A 20,493-nucleotide genomic window follows, 5' to 3' on the forward strand; every position below is an offset into this window, starting at 1 on the left:
TAGCAAAGAAATAGCCATCCTCTATATAATATTATTTTATATTTAAATATAAAATAATAATTTTTATTTATATATAAATTTCATATAAAACAATACCGAAAGACTGTAAATCCTGAATTCTCAAGGAGCTTGATATGTCTCTCGGCCAATTGAAGAAAATCACTATCGACCACAAATACCTTAAGTATTTCACTTTCAAGGCGATGATAAAAAGCTTTCAAGTATCAGCTATATTCATTCTACTTATAAATAAAACGTCCTGGGCTGAAACTCAATCTTTAGGCGGTTATCCAAAAAAAGAAATACAAAAAAACCAGATTACAGAACAATCTCAAAAAGCTAAACAAGAACCCATCCAGCAAAAAATACAGAAAACACCCACTATTGGTTTTGAGGAGAATAGCGGATTCTTCTTACGATCCACTGACCATGCCTTTGAAATCAAGCTAGGTCTTAATTTTCAGACAGATGGCCGTTTCTTCTTTGATAACAATACCCCAAATATCTTAGAGTTCAGGCGCGTCCGACCCATCATCAGAGGCACCTTGTTCCGGCACATTGAATTCAAATTTATGCCAGATTTTGGGCAAGGAAAAACAAACTATCTACTTGATGATTACCTAACCTTTAATTACTGGCCGCAGTTCCAAATACAAATCGGCAAATTCAAACCACCTGTAGGGCTTGAGAGATTACAGTCAGCTCAAGATACTTTATTTATGGAACGAGGCTTACCCAGTAATCTAATTCCCAATCGAGATATTGGCATACAGCTATATGGCGATATGCTATTAAAACGACTCACTTACCAAATCGGCACATTCTTTACCGGTGCGCCGGATAATACCAACACCACCGACATCGACCAAAACAGTGGCAAGGAGTTTGATGCTAGGATTTTCACCCATCCTTTTCTTAATCACTCAATAAGCTGGCTTAGGGGTCTTGGAATTGGCGTTGGAAGCAGCTATGGAAGCACTCAAGGAAAGCTGGCTAAATTTAAAATCCCTAATGGAGGAGAGGGAGTAATCAATTTTTTCACCTATGACAAAGACGTTATGGCCGCTGGAGAGCGCCTTATCATCTCACCACAGCTATACTACTCTTGGAAATCTTTCAGCCTATTGGGAGAATATGCCTATAATTCCCAAGAAGTCCAAAAAAAATCTGATCTAAACACTATACACAATCAAGCTTGGCAGCTGGCCTCTTCCTATGTAATCACTGGAGAGAATCCCTCTTACGAAGGAGTCACACCTCAGAGAAAATTTGATCCTACTCGAGGAGCCTGGGGCGCATTAGAGATCAAGGCCCGCTATAATGAATTCTATATAGATTCAAACGCTTTCCCAGTATTTGCCAATCCAACTAAAAATGCCCACAGCGTTAAAGCTTGGGCGGTAGGTATTAACTGGTACCTCATGCGCAGAACAAAAGTGATGCTAGAGTATGAAGAAGCGTATTTCTGGGGTGGAGCGACTTCTAGAGATATGCCAACAGAACGACTGCTTATGTCGCGATTACAGTTCGCTTTTTAAATTTTTAGAAAAACCTAGATCCTATTTTACTTGTTTAAATAGGAGGCACCTCACGAAATCGTACGCTAAGCACATTAGGCAGCCAGCAATACAGCGTCAGGGCGCATTCCGAATCCTTAACGTACAGTAGTTTCATCCGAATCATACGGTCGCCCCTTGTATGACGCTTCATGAGCGCCAAGGTACGCACCTTCCCAGCTGATAAACGAATACCGCTCGACGGTGTCGGGCGCGCGCTTGCAGGCCGAGCTTGACACACTGAATTGTGAGCTTCTACACAACCTTAGCATCCACCTCCGCATACCAGTTACGTACTAGCCGCTTGACCTGCCAGCACAACAGCCCCACCCCAGTACCTCGGCGATCACGCCGACCCGTTCCACCTCACGCTGCGACATCCCCATCTCCATGCCCGTCTCCTCATCTTCAAAAAAGGGGACACTTATAACTTGCACAAAGAGAATAGATCTGCGTCTTGACAAACGTCTGGCACAGGTGTAGAGGGAAAACGTCCGCTAGCACCGTCTACGGCAATAGTTTTTGGGGCGATAAAGAACATGACTAGTTCACGTCTATTATGAAGAGGATTAAAGATATGAACAGAAAAAAAATTATAACCGTGCTTGGTTTAAGCGGGCTGCTGGCAGTTGCGGCGGACACCGCGTACGCGACACCCACATCGTTCAGCATAACCAGGATCACCAACATCGTCGATCCCGCAAACCCAACCTTCACGCAGGCGCTTGGGATTAACAACAGCAATGCCATCGTCGGCTATGGGAATGCAACGAACTTTGATGGATTCCAGACAGCCGCGCCGTTCGCTCCGGGCAATTTCATGCGGGAGAACTTCCCCAATTCCTCCCCGCCGCCCTCCACATTCTTTACCCAAGTGGTCGGTATTGACGGCGCGGGGGATACCGTGGGGTTTTATGTCACCAATCCGGCGGTTGGAACCACCAGCGGCTTTGAAAAGATAGCTGGCGGCGCATTCACCACCATCAATCAGCCTGGCTTTGTGTTCAATCAATTGCTTGGCATCAACCAGTCCGGCAATGAGATCGCCGGCTATTCGTCCACCGATCCCGCTGGATTGACGCACCAGCAGGCCTTCACCTTCGGCGACGGGAAACTTACTAACGTCAACGCCTTGCTGCCAGCGAACTTTAACAGCCAAGCAACCGGCGTGAACAACGCCGGCACGGTGGTCGGTTTTTACCAGAATGCCGCCGGCAATTTCTCGGGTTTCATAGATACAGGTGGCAATATCTCATCCTTCCAGTTTCCAGGGTCCACATCCACGCAGGCCCTCGGGATCAACAATATGGGTAATATCGTCGGGACTTATACCGCAGCGAACGGCAATACGCTCGGTTTCCTTGATCGTGGTGGCGCTTTCACAACGCTAGATCCCTTCGGGTCAACATCGGTAACCGCCAACGGCATCAACGATTCTGGCCATATCGTGGGGTTCTATACCGCCGCAGCGAACGGCAACACGATCGGCTTTGCAGCAAGCCCAAGCCCCATCGTGTCCGCACCCGAGCCATCCTCGGTGCTGCTGCTCGGCACCGGTCTGGTGGGGCTGGCTTTTTTTGCTTGGAGGCGTCAACGCCTGCATGAATCCGTCCATTTGAAGGTACATTGCAGATTGCTTGACATCCAAGACCGCTATGCAATATCAGTGGGTTATCCATTCGACCGAGCCGGATACGATATGATTGAGTTCGACCGGCACGCCGAGTCGCGCAAGACCTTGCTGCCGCCGAACCTGTTCCAGCGTATCGTTATCGTTTGAACGAACTCCTATCCACGCACATCGAGGAAGGGAGTAAAAAGGGCAGCCCACTTGGGTTGCCCTTCTCACTTCAAGTGGTGCCGGAGATAGGAGTCGAACCTACGACCTTGGCATTACGAATGCCCTGCTCTACCAACTGAGCTACTCCGGCAAAATATTCTCTCTATCCTTACTAAGTATTAACTTTTATATTATAGCAAAGGAGCTATTGTCAGACTGACAATAGCCATCACATTAATCAGGATATTCATAGAAGGGCCTGAAGTATCCTTAAAGGGATCTCCTACAGTATCACCTACTACGCAGGCTTTATGGACATCCGATCCTTTACCGCCTAAATTGCCTTTTTCTACAAATTTCTTCGCATTATCCCAAGCCCCTCCAGCATTGGCCATTGTCAACGCTAACAACACACAACCTAATAGAGCGCCCCCTAGCATGCCCCCTAAAGCTTCAGGCCCTAACCCAAAGCCAACAATAATCGGGGCAGACATGGCTATCACTCCGGGAAAAATCATTCGCTTCAAAGCAGCTGTAGTCGCAATATCTATGCAACGAGCGGTATCAGGTTTTCCGCTACCTTCTAAAAGCCCAGGTATTTCTTTAAATTGGCGGCGAATCTCTTTTATCATATCAAAGGCCGCATCACCTACAGCAGTCATGGTAATAGCGCCAATGAGAAATGGAATAATGCCCCCAATAAACATACCTATCAGCACTTGCGGGTCATTAAGGTTTAACAAAAACTCGGGGTTTTTATTACCCACAGTATGGACATAAGCGGTAATAATGGTGAGTGCTGCTAAGGCTGCCGCACCAATAGCAAATCCTTTCCCAATAGCTGCGGTTGTATTACCTAACTCATCTAGAGAATCGGTAATCTTTCTAGTTTCTGGTCCCATGTTTGCCATCTCCGCAATACCGCCGGCATTATCCGCAACAGGTCCGTAAGCGTCAATAGCCATAGTAATACCTACAGTCGCTAACATACCTACAGCAGCAATTCCCACCCCATAGAGACCAGCAGCCTGACTAGCAAAGAAAATAATCCCAGCAATTGTCAATAAAGGCACTGCTACCGACTGCATACCAACAGATAATCCTGAAATAATGACTGTAGCCGGCCCTGTTTCTCCGGAATGCGCAATCTTACGGACTGGCGCCCCATTTGTATAATATTCTGTCACCAACCCAATAATGATTCCACCAATCGCGCCCGCAATAACAGCAGTCCATACTTGAGTATTTACGCCATCAATCAAGATAACTAAGTACGCCACTAAAATAAACGAAATAGAGGCACCCATAGTGCCAAAACGCAGGGCTACCTGTGGAGATTTACCAGAGAAATGATGAACTAGAAATATTCCCCCCATTGAACATAACAGCCCAGCAGAAGATAACGCTAAGGGAAGAAACATTAATCCACCTTGATTACCTCCTAGTTGCTTAATCTCTGGAAGGGTTAGGGTTGCCCCAATCGCAATAACAGCAATCATGGCTCCGCAATAGGATTCGAAAATATCAGATCCCATACCGGCGACATCGCCTACATTATCCCCTACATTATCCGCAATGACTCCTGGATTACGCGGATCATCTTCTGGGATTCCAGCTTCAATTTTACCTACCAAATCCGCCCCTACATCGGCACTCTTCGTATAGATACCCCCGCCTACACGGGAGAATAAAGCCACTGAGGAAGCCCCTACCCCAAATCCATGAATGACATGGGCCGTTTCCGGATTACCGCCGAACAAAAGATAGAGAATACCCAGCCCTAAAAGTCCCATAGAGGCCACTGTCAGACCCATAATAGAACCACCAAAGAAAGCAATGGTTAAAGCAGTAGCTGCTCCCTCTTGATGAGCCGCTAGGGTAGTACGCACATTGGCTCTAGTCGCTGCATACATACCCGCGTAACCCGCTATTGCAGAGCATAGCGCTCCCGCAAAAAAAGCAAAAGCTGTACTTAAACCCAAATAAATATAGAAAAGCACTAGGACAATGGCAGAAAAAATCCCCAAAATGATATATTCGCGCCTAAGAAATACCATTGCTCCGAGCTGAATTTGCTCCGCGATTTCAGCAATTTGACCCTCGCCACCAAACCGCCCCATGATTATCTTAAACAAACGGTATGCAGCATAAAGCCCTAGCCCCCCTAATAGAGGTGGGATTAGATAGGCGACCAACATTAGTTTCTCCCAGATTTGTACTCAAATTGATAAAATACTACATTGACCTAAAAGCAGAAGCTAGTATATAGCTAGATGTTAAATATAGTAATACTCAATTCTATTCATGATCTCTAAAAAAAGGCCCATCTCTGCTAATGACAGAGCGCTATTTCAAGACGCAGTAAGAGATGTGTTACCGCTAAAACAGGATAAAATCCTACCCTTTCACCGGCACCTACCCCCTATACCTAAACAACGGCAATTAGATGATTGCTTAGTCATTCAAGATATGATGTCCGATGTATTTCAATCAGCAGAAATAGAAACAGGCGATGAACTTCTCTATCTTCGGCCTGAGTTACAAAAGCGCTTATTACACCACTTGCGCCAAGGAAAATTTAGCATCTCTGCTGAGTTAGATTTACATGGTATGAATGTTCCCACAGCGCGCTATGCACTTGCTAGCTTCTTGGGTGAATGTGAAAAAAGGAATATTCGCAGCGTACGCATTATCCATGGGAAAGGGCGGGGATCTTATCACAAAGAGCCTATCCTGAAAAGGAAAGTCAATAGTTGGCTTCAGCAGCGGGGAGACGTGCTGGCTTTTTGCTCAGCCCTATCCACAGACGGTGGCACAGGTGCTGTTTACGTGTTACTTAGGCGATCTAAATAGTCCTTTAACCCACCCAGTAGCGAGCATTGCGAAACATCCGTAACCACGGACCCTCCTCACTCCAATCTTGGGGATGCCAAGAGTGCTGAATACTTAAACATACCCGCTCAGGATGGGGCATCATGATAGTAAAACGGCCATCATCGTTAGTAAGGCCAGTAACCCCTCCAAGGGAACCATTAGGGTTAAAGGGGTAATACTCAGTAGACTGACCATAATTATCAATAAAACGCAGCGCTATCATCCGAGAAGTTAAAATATCTTCTATAGATTTACCCTTAGAGAAATACGCCTGTCCTTCTCCATGAGCAACCACAATAGGGATATGGGAACCTTGCATACCCTGTAAAAATAGAGAAGGAGAGTCTAATACCTCCACCATTACTAAGCGCGCCTCAAATTGCCCTGACTTATTAGCTATAAATATTGGCCATAAGACAGTACCTGGAATCAGGTCTCGCAGGTTGGAAAACATTTGACAACCATTACATACCCCTAGAGCAAAACTATCCTGACGAGAGAAAAAACTAGCAAACTCATCGTAAGCAAGCGAATTCATCAAGATAGTGTTTGCCCAACCACGGCCGGCTCCCAGTACATCCCCATAGGAAAATCCACCGCAAGCCACCAAGCCTTTAAAATCAGCTAAACTTACACGCTTAGCTAAAATATCACTCATATGGACATCAACAGCCATAAAACCTGCCCGATCAAAAGCAGCCGCCATTTCGATATGGCCATTGACTCCTTGTTCTCTTAAAATTGCGACTAAAGGGCGAGCACCGGCTACAATAAAAGGTGCCGCAATATTCTCTGCGGGATCAAAAGTAAGAGCAGCATTCAAACCTGGGTTGCGGTGATCTAGCAGGGCATCAAATTCCTGCTGAGCGCACTCAGGATTATCCCGTAGGGACTGTAATCGATAGCTGGTCTCTGACCATAGCCGTTGATAATAAATTCGGCTCTCTTCTAGCACTTTTCGGCCATGGAAAGAAAAACAAATCTGATCTTGAGGATCTAAACTACCTATGGCGTAACAGTAACTCCCTAGATCAGCCTCACGAAAACGGATAAGCACCCGTTGCTCATCGCAGCTTCGCACTTGAATTATCGCCCCAAGCTCTTCATTAAAAAGCGCCGCTAAAAGATCATCCGCACCTAAAGCGTCTAGCTGTACCCGAATGCCACAATGAGCAGCAAAAGCCATCTCGCAAAGCGTTACAAATAACCCACCATCAGAGCGATCATGGTAGGCTAATAGCAAACCATAAGTATTAAGCTCCTGAATAGCGGAGAAAAATTGAATCAATAGCTGAGGATCATCAACATCAGGAGGGCAATGGCCAAGCTGATTATAAACTTGAGCAAAAGCCGTTCCGCCAAGACGATTTTTACCTTGACCTAAATCAATAAAAATTAAGGTAGTCTCACCTACATCAGTGCGTAATTGAGGAGTCAATGATTGACGAACATCAAGCACTGGAGCGAAAGAGCTAATAATCAAAGACAAAGGAGCCCGCATTACCCGCTCTTCATCGCTCTCTTTCCAAACTGTCTTCATGGATAGAGAGTCTTTCCCCACAGGAATAGTAATCCCTAGCTGCGGGCAAAAATCCATTGCTACAGCTTTTACTGTATCTAGTAAAGCCCAATCTTCATGGGGATGGCCGCAGGCTGCCATCCAGTTCGCTGATAACTTTATCTCTTTTAAAGATTGAATGCGGGCACTGGCAATATTAGTAATCGCCTCCCCAATAGCCATACGCCCTGAAGCTGCGGGATGAATAAGGGCAATAGCAGGCCGCTCTCCCATAGCCATCGCTTCACCCGCATAAGCGCAATAGCTGGATAAAGTGACCGCGCAATCTGCTACCGGAACCTGCCAAGAACCTACCATTTGATCCCTAACCACTAGGCCGGTGATGGAACGATCACCGATAGTAATCAAAAACCCCTTACTGGCTACTGCAGGTAAACGTAGTATTCGCTCTGCAGCCTGTGATAGTGAAATATCTTTGTATTTAAATACTGGTGGCTGAAAAAATAGGCTTTGAACTTGTTTAAGCAGCTTTGGAGGATTACCAAAGAGAAGATCCATAGGAATCTCTATTGGCAAGTTATTAAAATAACTATCTTCGACGACTAGCTGGGCTTTATCAGCCACTTCACCCACTACCGCCCAAGGGCATCGTTCCCGCTCACACAAGGCTTGGAATAAGGCCAAACGATTTCGATCAATCGCCAAAACATAGCGCTCTTGAGCTTCATTACACCAGATCTCCATAGGCGAAAGACCCGTCTCATCATTGGGAATAGCACGCAGTTTAAACCATCCTCCTTGGTGACTATCATGCACTAGCTCTGGTAAAGCATTGGAAAGCCCTCCAGCACCAACATCATGGATAGAAAGAATGGGGTTATCCTCTGTGAGCGCCGCACAACGATCAATCACCTCTTGGCAGCGACGCTGCATCTCTGGGTTGCTTCGCTGTACTGATGCGAAATCTAATACTTCCTCACTTTCTCCGGAAGCTAAACTAGAGGCGGCCCCCCCTCCTAGCCCAATCAACATCGCCGGTCCTCCTATAACCACCAAAGAAGTACCCGATGATAAAGCCTCTTTTTTTACCTGCTCAGAGCGAATATTACCTAAGCCACCCGCAATCATAATCGGCTTATGGTAGCCTCGCAGTTCCCAGCCGTTAGGGCCAAGTACTTGTTCTTCATAGGTGCGAAAATAGCCACACAGATTAGGCCGTCCAAATTCATTGTTAAATGCAGCAGCCCCAATAGGTGCTGTGATAATGATATCTAGCGCTGAAGCAATCCAGTGAGGCTTACCATAATTACCTTCCCAAGGCTGCTCGAAATCAGGAATACGAAGATTAGAAACTGTAAATCCAACGAGTCCTGCTTTTGGTTTCCCTCCGCGCCCAGTTGCCCCCTCATCCCTAATTTCACCCCCAGCCCCAGTAGCAGCTCCTGCAAAAGGAGCAATGGCCGTCGGATGATTATGGGTTTCCACTTTTATGAGCAAATGGCGTGCCTCTTCCCAGTAACTATAGTTTGGAGTACCCGCTACCCCAGTCATAAAATGAGGTACTTTAGATCCAGCAATAACAGCAGCATTATCTCGATAAGCCGAGAGGATATTCTCTGGATGGCATTTATAGGTATGACGAATCATGTCCAATAAACTATATTCCTGCGTCTCACCATCTACAATCCAGCACGCATTAAAAATTTTGTGACGGCAATGCTCGGAGTTGGCTTGGGCAAACATCATCAATTCCACGTCAGTAGGGTTACGTCCTAAAGCGCGGAAACTTTCTAACAAATAACTCATCTCATTTTCAGCTAAAGCTAATCCCATTTGATGGTTAGCTTGGATTAAAGCCGCTCCATCATCGCTCAAGATATCTACGATAGCCAAAGGGGTAGGCTCCTGCTGATAAAAAAGACGTTGAGCTTCATTCATCTGATCAAGCACTTTTTCCGTCATAGGATCATGGATCAAAGACACAAGGATTTTCCGTTCAGCAGCTGAAAGAAAGCCCTCTTTATCCATCTGGAATCGATAAACTATTCCTTTTTCCAATCGCTTGATAGCTTGTAAACCACAAAGATGGGCAATATCGGTAGCCTTGCTTGACCAAGGGGAAATAGTCCCTAAGCGAGGCACAACCAGCAGTTGGTTACTCTCCTCAATATCTCTTTGAATGGGATCGGCGCTAGCCTCCATAAGATGCTCTAGCGCTCTTATCTCTTTCAAGGTAAGGAGCCGGCTTAGATCTACAAAGTAAATATTATTGGCTTCAATAACAGTCACTTCTAGCTTTATAGCAGACAATCGAGCGCGCAGTCTTTGAAGCTGAAAAGAAGATAAGGCCGACTGGCCATATAACTGTAGCATATTTATTATATATTTAATATCTGGACAATTTTCTTATCAATGGGCATGATACTGTACTCATATGAAAGCTACCAACCATCAAACATCATTTACCCCCGGATTGTTCCGTCGTCTTGGAGCGATTTTCTATGACGGATTATTACTGGCGGCTACATGGTTTGTGTTTACTATCCTTATATTGCCATTAACAGGAGGCAAAGCCATTGCCGCCGGCAATATACTCTACCGCCTTTATCTTTTGCTCATTGCTTTTATTTTTTTTGGAGGATTCTGGACTCATGGTGGACAAACTCTGGGGATGCGCGCTTGGCATCTTAAAGTCCAGCAGCCTAATGGTGGTACGATTACTTGGCTCCAAGCACTATTTCGCTTTGGGCTTGCTTTAATCTCATGGGTCCTCTTAGGTGCCGGCTTTTGGTGGATTCTCATCGATAAAGAAAAAAAAGCTTGGCATGATCGCTTTTCAAAGACTGAATTAACCCTTATCTCAAAAACTAATACACCCGGCGCAACATAACCACTCCAATACTTAGGCTAAGAAATGAAGGGAAAGTAGCACTTAAAATTAAAGGTAGCTCAAATACTACGCCAACCCGATTAAAGAAGCGATTAAACAGAAAAAAACCAATCCCTACTAAAGCACCAATAAAAATTCGCTGCCCTACACTCACTGAACGTAATGGGCCAAAAATAAAGGGAATCGCTAAAAACATCATAATCAAAGTGTTAAAAGGTGCTACTATTTTACTCCAGAAGGCTTGTTGATAACGCTCAGTAGCTTGTTTATTCTCCTGTAAATAATCAATATAACGATATAACTCCCAAGCAGATAATTGCTGTGGATCAACCATAACTATCTCTAATATATCTGGATTTAATTTTGATTTCCAAAGCGCCTTATCCAATCGACGAACCATGATCCCCTCGGCGCTGATAATCTGCTGGGTAACCTCTATTAAATACCAACCCCCATCATGGTAGTCTGCGCGGGCTGCTCGAACAATGCTATGTAACTGATGATGGTTATCAAACTCAAAAAGTTCAATATCTGCATATTGCCCATTAGGTAAAACTCGCCCGATATGATTAAATGCATTACCCGATCGGGTCCAGAAACCTTGTTCCGCTTTCTCACTAATTTGACCTGTTTTAGCAAGGGAACGAAGTTTATTGGCAGCCTGCTCCGCAGGCGGTGCCACTACCTCTCCTATTAAGACGGTCATCACTACAAAAACTATTCCGGCGGTTAGTGCAGAACGAACAATCCGCTCTACCGAGAAGCCAGCAGTTCTCATCGCCACCAGCTCGCTTTGACCCGCTAAATTCCCCAGCCCTAACACACTCCCTAATAAGCTAGCCACAGGAAGTAAGTCGTAGATATGCTGAGGTATGGAGTAAACCGTATAATTAAGCGCATCAGAAGCTTTATAATTTCCTCGTCCCACTTCTTCAAGCTCAGTGACAAATGATAAAAAAGTGTAAAGCGCGATTAGTACTAGTAGAACCAGCAGTGTATAATTGATAATTGCTTTGGCGATATAGCGATCTAAAATTTTCATCGCCTCATCCAAATCCGGAATCTATTTAATTGATGTAAAGTCTTCTTCAAAGATTGAGGCCAAAGCAGTATTAACACGACTAAAAGCATAATCCCATGAACCCACCATAATCCAAGCAAAGTAGAAAGGGTTCCCCGCTCTACCCAGTTGCGCGCTATCCCTAGTGTATTGCTATAAATGATATAAGCGAGAATAGCGGGCACTAATCCTGCATAGCGCCCCTGACGTGGGCCAGGGCGAGTAAGGGGTACAGCTAACATCGCCAGCAATACAGTTGCAATAGGCATGGATAATCTCCATTGTACCTCCGAGATATCTTTAGGCGTGCCCATTTCCCAGAGAGTTAGGGTAGGAATAGTTTTATGACGAACCTTAAATTCTTGTGTCCCTCCCTTCTTGATCAATACACCATGGTGAATAAAGCGAAAAATACGAAACCGACTGCCATCATTAGCTAAATCATAGCGATAGCCATTTTCCAATATCAGGTGCTTATCGCCAGTAACCTCATCAGTTTTTAAACGCCCTGCCGTTGCTCGGAAAATTATTTTCTGAGCCAGCTGCTGTGCCTGAATAAATATATTTTTCATCCAAATCCGATCTTTTGCTAAACTCTCTGCGTAGAATATCCGCTGCCCGTTGTTAGTTTCCTTAAAACCACCCGCAACTAAACCGCTAGTCTCAGCGGCTAACAAAGCCTGTTGTTCAAGACGATACCCCTTTGCCAATGCTAGTGGGGCTAGATATAAGGAAATAAAACCAGATGCTATCGCTAAAATTAGCCCGAAAAGTAATACTACTTGTAGTAAGCGATTCCGGCTTATACCACAAGCAAATAAAGCGATGGTTTCCCCATCATTACCCATTCGTCCTAACACTAGAATCACGGATAAAAATGCGGCCAGCGGTAGAAGTAATATTAAAGCCCCCACTGATTCGTAAGCTGCAAGAGCGAAGATAGTCTCCCCAGGCACTGCTCCTTCTGCCGCCTTCCCTAGTAAGTGAATAAAGCGAATTCCACCGAAAATAAGCATTAAAATCATAGTGGCTCCAGCCACATTGAGGCTTAATTCTTTAAGGATATAACGATCAATGATAAAAAACTTGAACATGCTTTAGGCCATTTATGCAAAAATACCTGCAATGCTATTAAATAAACACCTTAAATTTGATCGCCACGAGTCATTAATCAAAACTAAGATAAAATCTCTAGTCTGCTGCTGCTTTTAAAAAAATAAAATATACCCTACCTTTAGGAGCTATCATGGATTACACCACCACCAACGGTACCGCAGAAAAATTACGTACCCAAGCCCTTATAGTGGGTATCTACGAGGATGAAGGGCTTTCTCCTTCTGCTCAGCGTATTGATAAAGCAAGTGAAGGCTATTTATCTAAACTCATCAGTCAAGGGGATTTCAGCGGCAAAATAGAGCGAAATCTCCTGCTCTTTGCCCTCCCCGGGATAAAAGCTGAGCGGGTTATGCTGATGGGTTGCGGTGAAAAAAACAAGTTTGAATCTAAGAAATTACGGCACGGTTGGTCAACTATTATTAAAGTATTAGAGGAGTGCGGAGCTACCGATGTAGTGGCCTGCTTACTTGAACTAAAGCCCAAACATGAGGATATATCTCAATGGGCGCGGCTGATGACTGAAACAGCGGAGCACGCTTCCTATTACTACGATCAAACTAAAAGTAAAAAGAAAGCACTAAAATATCCACTTAGCCAGATTAATTTTTTACTAGAACAGCGAACTCAGCAATCTGCAGTAGCGCGAGGAATCCAATGGGGTCAGGCAATTGCTAAAGGAGTAAGCCTAGCGCGAGATCTAGCTAATCTGCCTGGGAATATCTGTACGCCTACTTATCTTGCCGATACAGCTAGCAAAATGGCTAAAGAATATAAATCTCTAACTGTAAAAATCCTTGATCGTGAGGACATGGAAAAATTAGGCATGGGTGCTTTACTTGCAGTAGCCCGAGGTAGCCAGCAATCCCCTAAATTTATTTGCTTAGAATATAAAGGTACTTCTAGCAAACAACAACCTATTGTACTTATAGGTAAAGGGATCACCTTCGACTCAGGGGGTATCTCGATAAAACCTGCCGCCAGTATGGATGAAATGAAATATGATATGTCTGGTGGGGCTAGCGTTTTGGGTACGATCAAAGCCTGCGCTGAACTTAAATTATCGCTCAATGTGGTTGCTCTGGTTCCGTGTACAGAAAATCTTCCAGATGGAAATGCCACTAAACCAGGAGATATTGTTACCAGCTTATCTGGCCAAACAATTGAGATTCTAAATACTGATGCCGAAGGGCGTTTAATTCTCTGCGATGCTCTCACCTATAGTAAACACTATCATCCAAAAATCGTTATTGATGTCGCTACCCTTACAGGTGCCTGTGTCATTGCCTTGGGCGCTCACGCCAGTGGATTATTAAGCAACGATCAAGATCTTGCTAATAGTTTACTTTCCACCGGACAGATGAGTAATGATCCTGTTTGGCAGCTTCCTTTATGGGAAGATTATCAACAGCAGCTTAAGAGTAATTTTGCCGATATGGCTAACGTAGGTGGACGGGAAGCCGGTACTATTACCGCCGCCTGTTTTCTATCCCGCTTTGCTGAAGATTTTTCTTGGGCCCATTTAGATATTGCTGGCACTGCTTGGAATAGTGGTAAAGATAAAGGGGCTACTGGACGACCTGTACCCTTACTTACTCAATATCTGATTCAATACGCTCAAGCTGGAGTAGTACCCAAAAATAAATAATTAATGATCAGAGTCGATTTCTATTTACTGACCGGGCAAGCCTGCGAGTACTTTGCTTGTAGGCTAACTGAGAAAGCCTACAACCTAGGCCAAAAAATCTATATTCAGACAGAAGATCAACGCCAAGCTCAAGTTATAAATGATCTTCTATGGACTTTTCGTCAAGGTAGCTTTATTCCCCATAGCTTGGTGGGTACTCAAGAAATTATTCAGCCCCCAGTGCTCATTGGCTATGAGTACAAGTTTGAGATTGAAATGAATCTACTGATCAACCTTTCCTCAAAAATACCTGAGTTTTGCTCTAATTTTCAGAGAGTAGTAGAAATTGTTGATCAAAATGAGCATAAACGTCAGCTAGGACGAGAACACTATCGTTACTACCGCAATCAAGGTTATTTATTAGAGACCCATCAAATAGAACCATCGTAAATTCAGCTTTTTTCAAAAATAATTGAGGGATTTATTTTAAGCAATTCTGAGCATTTTATCCTAAGCTTTTTAAATTCCTCCTCGTTTTCCTCAATGTTTTTATACCAAAACGGGATCATTTCAGAAAGCTTGTCCTGCCATTGCGTCGTTTTTATGCTGCTAGAGAATTCCAGTTGAAGCACATGCAACACAATATGCACTGCCGTTGAAGCACCAGGGGAAGCGCCTAGTAAAGCCGTAATGCTTCCGTTTTTACTGTGAACTACTTCCGTTCCGAATTGAAGGATACCGCCTTTTTGTGGATCTTTTTTTATAACCTGTACTCTTTGTCCTGCCGTTTTCAGCTCCCAATCCTTATCATCAGCATCTTTTATAAATTTTCGTAGCGCATCCATACGATCCCTATGGCTCATATGTACCTCTTTGATAAGATAGCTCACTAACGGTAGGTTATGCCAAAAAACGCTCCAATAAGCTGATAAATTAGACTTGTTTATACTCCTAAACAGATCAAAAAAAGAGCCTTTTTTTAAAAATTTAGTGCTAAATCCGGCAAAAGGCCCAAAAAGCAGCGCCTCTTTGCCATTAATATACCGCATATCTAAATGGGGCATACTCATGGGAGGAGCTCCCGATCCAGCTTTACTGTACACTTTAGCGTAATGTTTTTTAATTATTTCTGGATTATTGCAAATTAACCATCGGCCACTGACTGGAAAACCCCCATATCCATTTTTCTCTGGAATCTTTATTTTTTGCAATAAGGGAAGCGTACCACCGCCCGCACCCATAAAAATGCGGCTAGCAGTATAGTATTCCTTCTTGCCAACACTCAGATTCTTAACTTCTACTAACCATTCCATTCCATCACTGGAGTCTATGCCTAACACCTCATGATGAGTGTAAACATAGGTATTGAATTGCTCTTTTAAAATTCTAAAATAACTACGGGTAAGCTGATCGAAATTGACCTCAGTGCCTAATCCCATCCGGGTGGCCGCCATCACTTCTGAAGGCTTTCGCTGATTCATAATTAAAGGAAGCCATTTTTTCAGCACCTCAAAATCATCTGAAAACTCCATTTCTTTAAACAGCACATGTTTTTTCATTGCCTGATATCGATCTGTCAGGAAAGCCACATTTTCCTCCCCCGTTACCCAACTATAATGGGGAACAGGATAAATAAATGCTTTTGGATCTTCTAACAGACCTTTTTCAATCAGATAAACCCAGAACTGTTTAGATAGTTCAAATTGCGTGCAAATCTCAACTGCCTTGCTGATGTTAATAGCCCCTTCTTTATTTCTTTCAGTGTAATTCAGCTCGCAAAAACCCGCATGCCCCGTTCCAGCATTATTCCAAACCCCCGAGCTTTCAAGGGCAACATCATCCAGCTTTTCTAAAATGAGGATCTTTATGTGTTCATCTATTAATTTTAGTATCAACGCGAGGGTGGCGCTCATAATCCCACCACCGACGCAAATTAAATCGTATTTTTTATCGTGAACAGTCATTTACTTAAATTTTTCTATGAAATAGACGATACCAATTTTAATTTTATTCTTTAACTAAACTAGTTAATCGTTGGTGATTATAGTGAAATATATTATTAAAGCAGCATTAGCTGGGTTTGGATTCAGTATGGGGAGGGATGCATATAAAGGTGTAAAAAAGGATCCTGCCCCTCTACTCATAGTACTTCTTTACACACTGATTATACTTCTCGTTTTTATACCGCCTATTCTTATTAGGCGGTCTATGGTATGGATAGTTAGAAACTATAAAAGTATATATCAAAGCATAGCTATACGTATGGCCTCAATCATTGTTCTATTCTTGGTTAGCTCATGCTTATTACTTGATCCCATACTGATTCATCAGAATCAGAGGTATATACCGTATAATTATCAAACACTTATAAGCTATTTAATCTTTATACCTATTGTTACTGTGTATATTGTGCGCTATTTACTACCCTATATACCCAGTAGCTTTATTTCATTTTTAGATCCCGTATTAGATCCTATATTTGCTTCTGTATTTAATATATACCTACATATAGTTAGATGGCTTATAAAAACACTCAATATGTTTGTAGATCCTAGCCATGTTTTAGCTATGGATGTTTCAGTTTTTGCTAATAATACTGTTCGTAAGGAGCGTATTATTTTTGCTACTATCTTCATTTTTTATGTGACGTTAGTAGTCTCCGGCTTCATGGCTGGCCTTTCTCAAAGAAAGAAAAGAAGGCTAATGTGGGAGAGAGAAGGGTGAGATAAAAGGTTATTGGCTGTAGAAATACTAAACTAAATTCTGGAGTAGGTGAAAAACGAAGGCATAGCCTCCATATAGGAAGTACTCCCCCTCCTATATAGGCTAAGCTCTGTTTTATACAGATCCTTAAGGCACTAAAGCAGATTGCAGTAGATTAGCAAGTGCCTGCCCACCATTTGTTTTCACATAGTCGGTAACTATAGGGATATACTGCTTAATCATCTCTGGGGAAAGATTAAGCTGCTTAAAGGAAGAAACCAAGGAATTCATATTTGCTAATTTATCACCGCTAGCCCCCCCCAGCATTGAAGCTAACTCACTAGCAGCACCTGATTTAGAGACCTGAGGAGCCGCGCCTAGCAAATTACTCATTCCTGGCACAGATTGAGATAATGCTGTAAATGTTTGGGGATCCAAGTTTTCTTTTGCTGCTTTGAAAAGCGCACCCGCGCCCCCTAAAGCCTGTTCCTGAGAAACGCCTAGCTGGCTAGTCAGTATGCTAGCTAAACCATTTCCCCCTTGAGCGCTTTTAATCGCCTGCTCAGCAGCTGTAGCCAAACTACTATCGGCAGAGCCAGCAGCATTCCCGTTTTCTATAAAAGATAGCGCTAATATAAATGCGATCATTCTTATACAACTTATTTTCATTGATACCCTCTCTTTATTAATCGATAGTAGGGTTACAGGTAATTTATTAATTTATAAAGCTATAAATAAGGACGAATGGCAGGGAGAAGCTCATGAAAGGTTCTACCATTAGCATTCTCACCAATTGCGTGCATCTTCCACTGATTATTACGACGATAAATCTTAGCCATGATTTGAGCATTATGATCCCCTTGGCAGCTTAAATCATAACGGGCAATTTCTGTATTATTGCTACGATCTACTAAGCGACAAAAAGCATTTTGCACTTGATTAAAGTCTTGGCCTGTAAAATTATTCACTACAAATACCAAGCTCTTGGCAGCCTCTGGTACTCGCATTAAATCCACTATAATTTGCTCATCATCGCCTTCTCCCTCCCCAGTACGATTATCTCCGGTATGGGTAATACTTCCATCCTTACTTTGCAACTGGCGAAACCAGACCGTATCAAATACGTTTCCTGTCTCATCAAATAAAATACAGGAAGCATCTAGATCAATGGATTGGCTGCCACCTCCAAAACCAAAAAACCCCTTCTTTTCTGCGGCATCCCAGCCTAATCCCATTACTACTTGACTTAAAGTACCACCACTCCCTTTCTCAAGAGAAATTTTCTGACCTTTGACTAATTTAATTGACATATTATCCTCCGAAGTAACGAACTAACTTTAACGAGATTATTTTTTAAGTAGCTTGTTCTTGAATCAGTTCTCGTTTCCTATATCGAATTGATGAGAATAAAGCTAAGCTGATAAAAGTAGCCCCAATTAATCCAGTGACAACCTCGGGTACTTCAATCTGAGTACTTATCAGCATAATGAAAGCTAACGCGCCAATCGCATAATGGGCACCATGTTCAAGGAACACATATTCATCTAGAGTTCCCATGCGTACCATATACACTGTGATACACCTAACGAACATAGCGCCAATAGCTAGCCCTAGCATGATAATGATGACATCCTTAGTAATTGCAAAAGCACCAATTACCCCATCAAATGAGAAAGAAGCATCTAAAACTTCCAGATAAAGAAAACCCATCACCCCAGCACGTTTTACTCCATGGGCAATGGCTTCTCCCTCTTCTTGTTCAAATAATCCAGAGATGCTATGGATAAGCACAAATAGCATAATACCGCTAATCCCCGAGAGCATCCCGCTTAACCTTGCCTCTGGAGGTAAAAATCCCTGAAGAATCCATAAAATACCCAGTGATACAACCATCTCAATTGATTCTAGCTTACCAACAGTGGCTAATTTCTTCTCAATCACTCCCAGCCAATGTAAATCTTTGCTCTCATCGAATAAAAAGGAAAAAAACACCATCAATAAAAACATACCGCCAAACACAGAGATTTCCACATGGGAAGCATGCAAATGAGCGGAATAGGTATCTGGATCTTTTAATGCCATCTGCACTACCTCTGCCATCCCAAGATGAGCTACTACAGCTACAATGGCAATGGGAAAGAGTAAGCGCATACCAAACACCGCAATTAGAATACCCCAAGTCAGAAAACGAGATTGCCATTTTGGATCCATATCCTTAAGAACGGAGGCATTCACAACCGCATTATCAAACGATAAGCTTACTTCAAGAATTCCTAGGATAGCAGTAATCAACAAACCCGTAGTCCCGCCCCATAGAAAAGCAGCCGTTAATCCCAGCGCAGTCACTAAAAAAGAATATTTAAAATGTCGCATAATCAAAGTTAACCGATAGGTTTTTTACTATTAATCACATCTTAATAAAATTAAGTGGGCAGATACTATTATCTGTCCGCTCACAACGTATTCCATAAAATTCAGCCCGTAAGAGTAACTGCTCCGCCCAAGATCGGTGAGTAGAGATTTCAACCATCTGATCATTGAATTTAAATACTGCTGGAGCTCCTTCCTTAAGCACTTCTTTTGCCAAATCCATATCCCTTTGAAACACTCGATAAACCGCCTCTATCACCGAGATCTGGGTTGGGTGAATTGCTGTTTTAGCAAATAAACCATGGATAATATCCAATTCTACCTCCCGTTGTAAAACCTCATAGCTATCAAGATACTCAAAAACTGGAGCCGAAAGCTCATAACCCGCAGGGCGGAAAGTTAAAATAATATCATTAATTACCCTACATAGGGGCGTATCATACAAGGTAAAATTCCTTGGGCGTCTAAGCTTTAATAAGCGCAGCAGATCATTACCTCCGATTCGAAGGCATAGAATTGGGTTGCCTACTTTAGTGAACTCATTACATAATATTTCAAGTCGTTTTCGACTAAAAGCAACTTCAGTCTCAAGGGTCGGCATTAAAATCAGCGTAGGTATCCGAGCAGCTATCTCTGCATAAATCGGTAGATTATTTTCATTTATTTTAGGCAATACAAACCCATCAATATTTGTAATCTCAGGGATACCTATTAATTGAGATAATACCTCAGGATTACGAGGACGGATAAATCGCAATAAAGGGGAAGGCTGAAGTTGCTCCAATGCTACTCGTAAATTAACAAGTGCAAGGGTTAATTCTTTCTCTAAAATAGAATCTTCAGTGCAGACAACTACTGAGCGTAACTTAGCCAGTTTTCGTTGATTAAGCACCTCTACAATATCCTTTCGAGTAGCTGGCATATAAAGCGTGGCCCCAAGTTCTATATAGCAAGGTATACGCTCTCGTACTGGCTGCACCCTTAATTGCGGCTGATACATA

General features: G+C 43.1%; 16 protein-coding genes and 1 tRNA gene. 6 read left to right on the forward strand and 11 right to left on the reverse strand.

What is annotated here, in order from left to right:
• Nucleotides 1-134: 134 nt before the first annotated feature.
• The gene (locus TAO_RS05575) at nt 135-1,538 is read left to right on the forward strand and encodes an OprO/OprP family phosphate-selective porin (RefSeq protein WP_096526996.1); all 1,404 of its coding nucleotides are present in this window, start codon (nt 135-137) and stop codon (nt 1,536-1,538) included.
• A gap of 34 nt (nt 1,539-1,572) precedes the next feature.
• Here TAO_RS05575 and TAO_RS09560 read toward each other — a convergent pair whose 3' ends face one another.
• On the reverse strand, nt 1,573-1,797 hold the full coding sequence (locus TAO_RS09560) for a hypothetical protein (RefSeq protein WP_145955146.1): 225 nt from the start codon (nt 1,795-1,797) through the stop codon (nt 1,573-1,575).
• Between the two features lie 336 nt (nt 1,798-2,133).
• Between TAO_RS09560 and TAO_RS05580 the strand changes: the two genes are divergently transcribed.
• Nucleotides 2,134-3,336, forward strand: a complete 1,203-nt coding sequence (locus TAO_RS05580; RefSeq protein WP_172419066.1) for a PEP-CTERM sorting domain-containing protein — start codon at nt 2,134-2,136, stop codon at nt 3,334-3,336.
• Nucleotides 3,337-3,411: 75 nt separating this feature from the next.
• Here the strand turns inward: TAO_RS05580 and TAO_RS05585 are convergent.
• Both TAO_RS05585 and TAO_RS05590 read right to left on the reverse strand, forming a co-directional pair.
• Nucleotides 3,412-3,487 (reverse strand) — tRNA-Thr (locus tag TAO_RS05585).
• A gap of 40 nt (nt 3,488-3,527) precedes the next feature.
• The gene (locus tag TAO_RS05590; protein WP_096526998.1) at nt 3,528-5,534 is read right to left on the reverse strand and encodes a sodium-translocating pyrophosphatase; all 2,007 of its coding nucleotides are present in this window, start codon (nt 5,532-5,534) and stop codon (nt 3,528-3,530) included.
• A 106-nt stretch (nt 5,535-5,640) separates the two neighbouring features.
• Here TAO_RS05590 and TAO_RS05595 point away from each other — a divergent pair, with 106 nt between their 5' ends.
• Nucleotides 5,641-6,189: a Smr/MutS family protein gene (locus TAO_RS05595; protein WP_096526999.1), complete on the forward strand. Its 549-nt coding sequence runs from the start codon at nt 5,641-5,643 to the stop codon at nt 6,187-6,189.
• A gap of 4 nt (nt 6,190-6,193) precedes the next feature.
• On the opposite strand, the gene purL is transcribed toward TAO_RS05595, so the two are convergent.
• Complete coding sequence (gene purL / locus TAO_RS05600) at nt 6,194-10,102, reverse strand: phosphoribosylformylglycinamidine synthase (protein ID WP_096527000.1); 3,909 nt, start codon at nt 10,100-10,102, stop codon at nt 6,194-6,196.
• 61 nt (nt 10,103-10,163) lie between these two features.
• On the opposite strand from purL, the gene TAO_RS05605 reads away from it, so the two are divergent.
• Nucleotides 10,164-10,619 carry an RDD family protein gene (locus TAO_RS05605; RefSeq protein ID WP_096527001.1) on the forward strand — a complete coding sequence of 152 codons (456 nt, stop codon included), beginning with the start codon at nt 10,164-10,166 and terminating at the stop codon, nt 10,617-10,619.
• Here the strand turns inward: TAO_RS05605 and lptG are convergent.
• Together lptG and lptF are read right to left on the reverse strand one after the other, a co-directional pair.
• Entirely contained in the window at nt 10,597-11,661 is a 1,065-nt protein-coding gene (gene lptG, locus TAO_RS05610) for an LPS export ABC transporter permease LptG (RefSeq protein ID WP_096527002.1), read from the reverse strand. The two genes, TAO_RS05605 and lptG, sit on opposite strands and share 23 nt — an antisense overlap.
• The gene (gene lptF, locus TAO_RS05615) at nt 11,658-12,773 is read right to left on the reverse strand and encodes an LPS export ABC transporter permease LptF (RefSeq protein WP_096527003.1); all 1,116 of its coding nucleotides are present in this window, start codon (nt 12,771-12,773) and stop codon (nt 11,658-11,660) included. Before lptF ends, lptG begins: the two co-directional genes overlap by 4 nt.
• 152 nt (nt 12,774-12,925) lie before the next feature.
• Here lptF and TAO_RS05620 point away from each other — a divergent pair, with 152 nt between their 5' ends.
• Nucleotides 12,926-14,440 (forward strand): leucyl aminopeptidase, encoded by a 1,515-nt coding sequence (locus TAO_RS05620; RefSeq protein WP_096527004.1) that lies wholly within the window; start codon nt 12,926-12,928, stop codon nt 14,438-14,440.
• 3 nt (nt 14,441-14,443) lie between these two features.
• Nucleotides 14,444-14,869 carry a DNA polymerase III subunit chi gene (locus TAO_RS05625; RefSeq protein WP_096527005.1) on the forward strand — a complete coding sequence of 142 codons (426 nt, stop codon included), beginning with the start codon at nt 14,444-14,446 and terminating at the stop codon, nt 14,867-14,869.
• Between the two features lie 2 nt (nt 14,870-14,871).
• Here TAO_RS05625 and mqo read toward each other — a convergent pair whose 3' ends face one another.
• The 5 genes from mqo to TAO_RS05655 all read right to left on the reverse strand — a co-directional run bounded on the left by mqo (nt 14,872) and on the right by TAO_RS05655 (nt 20,492).
• Nucleotides 14,872-16,383, reverse strand: coding sequence for a malate dehydrogenase (quinone) (mqo, locus tag TAO_RS05630; RefSeq protein ID WP_096527006.1), 1,512 nt, complete (start codon nt 16,381-16,383; stop codon nt 14,872-14,874).
• Between the two features lie 886 nt (nt 16,384-17,269).
• A complete protein-coding gene (locus tag TAO_RS05640; protein WP_096527008.1) occupies nt 17,270-17,791 on the reverse strand; it encodes a DUF2780 domain-containing protein in 522 nt (173 codons plus the stop codon).
• A 59-nt stretch (nt 17,792-17,850) separates the two neighbouring features.
• A complete protein-coding gene (locus TAO_RS05645) occupies nt 17,851-18,432 on the reverse strand; it encodes a TerD family protein (protein WP_096527009.1) in 582 nt (193 codons plus the stop codon).
• Between the two features lie 43 nt (nt 18,433-18,475).
• Nucleotides 18,476-19,495: a DUF475 domain-containing protein gene (locus tag TAO_RS05650; RefSeq protein WP_096527010.1), complete on the reverse strand. Its 1,020-nt coding sequence runs from the start codon at nt 19,493-19,495 to the stop codon at nt 18,476-18,478.
• 34 nt (nt 19,496-19,529) lie between these two features.
• Nucleotides 19,530-20,492 carry an HpcH/HpaI aldolase/citrate lyase family protein gene (locus TAO_RS05655; protein ID WP_096527011.1) on the reverse strand — a complete coding sequence of 321 codons (963 nt, stop codon included), beginning with the start codon at nt 20,490-20,492 and terminating at the stop codon, nt 19,530-19,532.
• Nucleotide 20,493: the final 1 nt, after the last annotated feature.

Source organism: Candidatus Nitrosoglobus terrae (assembly GCF_002356115.1).
In the GTDB taxonomy this organism is placed as follows: Bacteria; Pseudomonadota; Gammaproteobacteria; order Nitrosococcales; family Nitrosococcaceae; genus Nitrosoglobus; species Nitrosoglobus terrae.